Below are 4061 nucleotides of genomic sequence, written 5' to 3' on the forward strand. Positions count from 1 at the left end.
TCCGTGCCCAGCTGAAGCTCATCCACGTTCATCCGGCCTACCGCCGCAATGAAGCTGGCGCAGGTTTCCATTGTCCAGTCTGCCGGTTCCCGAACCTCCGGATGCTCCTTTTTCAGCCAGAGGCCGCAGCGCAGAATAAAGCTGTACTGGCTTTCACGGGTGCGCGGCCTGAGCACCGACGTTTCCCGCCAGCGCCGGCACCAGTGCACCCAGGCCGGATCGACGCCTTCGACCGGCTTTTCGTACCATTTTTTATAGTTTCGCATCCTCACCGGGGCGCTGATAATCCCCAGTGCGGCAAGTGCATGTGAAACGCGGCCGACGTAACGGGATATTCCCTTGTCTGTCCCGCTCTGGGCGCGCCAGAGGAGTTCAGGCGTAAACGTTTCAAGCCGGGGATCCCTGTTCATGATCATCAGTGTTGCCAGTATACCCGAGACATGATTTTTCTGGCTGGTCGGGGCATAACCCAGCGACGTCAGCGTATCAGTCAGCCGGTCCAGCTCCTGGTGATAAAAAGCCTGGCCGAAGATGGCAGAAGCATAGAGCGCGGGTTTACGTATATCAGGCAGGCTGAGCGGGTCATGCAAATCAGCCAGATGCCAGGCAAAAGCGGCCATTAACGGACGGCCCTCCCTGACTTCCCGGCACAGCGTCAGCCAGCGTTCCTGCGGCCAGCACCAGCAGGGCATGCCGTCTGCATGCATTTCGCGCAGCAATCCGGCTATCACCAGCCCCGTGATTTTGCTGCCGCATCCGCTTCCGGCGGCAATGTCCATCAGCGGCCTGATGAGGTCCGGCACCGGCTTCGTTCGCAGCATACGGGACCGGCTGTGAGCGCTGCTCAGTGCCGTCCGTTCAGCGAGGGTCAGTGACGCCTCAAGCCGGTATTCAGTCATGTCGAACGGATGCCGGCTGTTTTCAATCGGTGTGTGTGGGCTCATGTTATTTCTCTGTTCTGAAAATGAGGTTCGCCATCCTGATATCTGCCGTTTCAATCGCGCCAGCCATCCGGGCAGCCAGGTCCCTGCCAGAAAGATGAATATAAATCTGTGTTGTGGTCAGGTCGCGGTGTCCTGCATAGGTGGCAAGTTCGTGCAACTTCCAGCCCGCGCGGGCAAGGTGTGTGAGTCGCAGGTGCCGGAAGGTATGGGTTGAGATGTCCGGCATCCCAGACTCAAGCGCCCATTTCCGTACCGTTTTGCTCCAGGTCCAGAATGAAAGCGGCCCGCCCTGATTACGATCGGACTCAGAACGGAACAGGGCACCTCTTACGATTCCGGTCCGCTTCATCTGCATAAGGTGCGCGGCCAGCACTGGCACTACTGCCGGGCTGTAACAGACAATTCGTTCACGCCGGCTCTTGGTGGTTTCTGCCCGGATGCGGATGAGCCGGTGAGCAAAGTCGAAGTCGTCAATACTTAGCGAGGTAATTTCAGACCGACGCAGCGCGCCGTAATAGGTTAATGCCAGCATCAGGCGGTCACGCAGTGGGGAAGCGGCGGCATGATAAAGAAAACACTGCCACTGCGCATCGTCAGGAATGCGCGGCAGCTTTACAACGCGGGGAACCAGTCCCCGGCCGGAACTCAGCATGCCGGGCGTGCCGGATCGGGGCAGCGGATTGACCGTGCAAAGATCCAGGTACATGAGAAAGTCATACCAGAGGCGGATCGCCGACAGGCGAAGCTGGAGCGTGGCGCTGGCCGCGGAAAAAGGCATCCCGGGTAACTGAGGACTAATATAGGCAGCCAGGTCTTCAAACCGCGCCTTTTCAGGTTTAATTCCGTTCTGGCTGCAGAACGCAAAGTAATGACGGAGGGCATTGCGGTAGGCTGTTAGCGTGGCCTGCGCCCGCCCCAGATCGGATAACAGTTGCAGCCAGCGCTCTGCCAGCAACAGAACGTGTTCACTCGGTGGAATCAGCATTGCATTCTCCTCTGACAACAGCTTTGCTGTTCAAAGTTTACTCAATCAATGTTGCATTCCACGTAACTTACTATAACGCATAATTGCTAGAGAAAACAATTACACCATTTTCATGAAAAAAGCGTTCATTTTTGAAGAGCGGGGCCCCCATGGGGATTCCCAACTTCTTAGCTTCTGCTGAGCGAGCTATCACGCATCCATCGTTATTAGACACCACACAGATCGGCTTTCCTCTTAAATCAGGGCGGAAAACCGTTTCGCATGAAGCATAGAAGTTATTGGCGTCCACTAGCGCAAACATAGGCTGGAACTCATCATAAATACTGTATATGAATACAGTATTTATGCTTGCCTTAATTTTTACAAGATGAAATGTTCTGAGAGGCCGAGTTAAACGTTTTCGTTCGTTTTAAAACCTGCCCCAGCCAAATCAGTGAGAACGTATGCAACTACACCCCAGATCGGCAACTCATGGTCGTGTGACAATGGCGTAATTGTTCTGATGCCATCAAGTTCCTGAAGTGCAGTAACAGGTGTAAGCAGTAAGCGGCGTAGAACTAGATCGTTATCTACATTGGCAATGACAATCTGATCATGTTTGAAGGGGATTGCTCGATCTACAGCCAGTAACGATCCTCTAAGGATCCCAACGTCAGGATAGTCACTTGCACTTTTAAATACGTAAGAAGAATGTGATGATAATTTTACTAAAGTAGTAAAATCAAGGCGTTGTTCTGTGAAATTAGCTGCGGGTGACTGAAAAGCCATTTATGCTCCATCTTCTACAATTTAACTTTTTCACTGTTAATCGAAAATCTGGCCGCGATCGTTCTAACTTTATCAGCTTCAGGTTTTGGTAGCCAAACGCTTACTAACTCAAGATTTTCGCCATCATCAGTTGTTGCCTGCTGATAGAGTTCCCATATGCGTTTGACAGCATTTGCGACATTTTGTTTTGTGCGACCAACCCGAACAGCAACATCAGTTTGCCGCTCACCTTGGACCAGAACTGCATAGCCGATCTCAGTGGTTATATGCGCGTAGGTCGCCATAGCTGGAATTAACCGATCCCATTCCTGCTGTGTCATTTGTTTTTTCTGCGCCATATGTCACCTAAATTCATAATTTTGGAAAAGGTTAAGTGTAGCGCTTGCCATAGTCAACAGAAGTATAAAGTGACTGTACCTGTGAATATATGCTCCGTTTTAGTAGAAACCGCGAGGCGGTGCAAAACTTGTTTTTGCGCTGCCGAGGGGTTGACCGGGTGAACGAAGTGAAGCCGGTTTCATTGTCAAAGCTAACTTATACACTTATCCACAGCACTATTTTTAATAGCTTTTTTAATGTTTTTTTAAGCTTTTTAAAGCTTTTTAGGGTGGGATAAACTATTGATATTATTGAGTTAAAAAGGGGTCTTTCTGGGAATTAGCCCTAGTTACTATGGGAATCCGCCCTACATATTATGGGAATCCGCCCTACTCCCTATGGGAATTACCCCTAGTTACTATGGGAATCCGCCCTACATCACACAGGAATTAATAATTAGTTGACTTGAGTGTACTAGGTGGTATTGTGGGGGTCATAATTTGACCCACAAAAGATTTTAGTTATGGCTAATGTGTTGAAAAAAAAGATAAATGTTAAGCAATCGAATGAGCTAACTGAAGCTGCTTATCATTTATCTTTGAAGGCAAAACGTGTGTTGTGGCTATGTCTTATGCAAACTTACTTCACTGATGAAGAGGAGTCTGCAAATCCAATATTTACCGTCGCTGTTGCAGATTACGAAGATATCTTCAATGTAAGCCGTAATCAGGCTAGTCGGGACGTTAAAGAAGGAGTGTTTGAGCTCTCACGTTCTGCCATTATTTTCTATCCTAAGACTGGCCGTCATGATGTGATCGCTCGTCCTTGGCTGACAGAGGCGGGGGGGCGCTCAAGTAAAGGCTTATGGGAAATTGAATTCAACCATAAGGTCTTGCCGTATCTGTATGTTCTGGGAAGCCAATTCACAACCTATTCATTGAGAGATTGTGGCAGCCTTAAAAATCCCCGTACTGTGCGACTTTATGAGAGCCTCTGCCAGTTCAGAAGCTCCCAGATTTGGGTCACTTCGCATGATTGGCTTTCTG

Annotated in this window: 4 protein-coding genes and 2 pseudogenes; 1 reads left to right on the forward strand and 5 read right to left on the reverse strand. The window is 50.0% G+C overall.

Going from position 1 to position 4061, the window contains the following annotated elements:
* From RTK32_RS19695 to RTK32_RS19715, 5 genes and pseudogenes are all read right to left on the reverse strand, one after another.
* Nucleotides 1-944 (reverse strand): annotated as a pseudogene (locus RTK32_RS19695) (integrase); the annotation flags it as partial.
* A gap of 1 nt (nucleotide 945) precedes the next feature.
* Entirely contained in the window at nucleotides 946-1929 is a 984-nt protein-coding gene (locus tag RTK32_RS19700; protein WP_010260799.1) for a tyrosine-type recombinase/integrase, read from the reverse strand.
* A 73-nt stretch (nucleotides 1930-2002) separates the two neighbouring features.
* A pseudogene (locus RTK32_RS19705) lies at nucleotides 2003-2230 on the reverse strand (DNA polymerase V subunit UmuC); the annotation flags it as partial.
* A gap of 89 nt (nucleotides 2231-2319) precedes the next feature.
* The gene (locus RTK32_RS19710; RefSeq protein WP_312046929.1) at nucleotides 2320-2697 is read right to left on the reverse strand and encodes a peptidase; all 378 of its coding nucleotides are present in this window, start codon (nucleotides 2695-2697) and stop codon (nucleotides 2320-2322) included.
* 14 nt (nucleotides 2698-2711) lie between these two features.
* Entirely contained in the window at nucleotides 2712-3035 is a 324-nt protein-coding gene (locus RTK32_RS19715) for a TrfB-related DNA-binding protein (protein ID WP_312046930.1), read from the reverse strand.
* A gap of 503 nt (nucleotides 3036-3538) precedes the next feature.
* Between RTK32_RS19715 and RTK32_RS19720 the strand changes: the two genes are divergently transcribed.
* The coding region (locus RTK32_RS19720) for a replication initiation protein (RefSeq protein ID WP_312046931.1) at nucleotides 3539-4061 on the forward strand (523 nt) is incomplete at its 3' end.

The sequence above is a fragment of the Erwinia sp. genome (assembly GCF_031978025.1).
Lineage (GTDB): Bacteria > Pseudomonadota > Gammaproteobacteria > Enterobacterales > Enterobacteriaceae > Erwinia.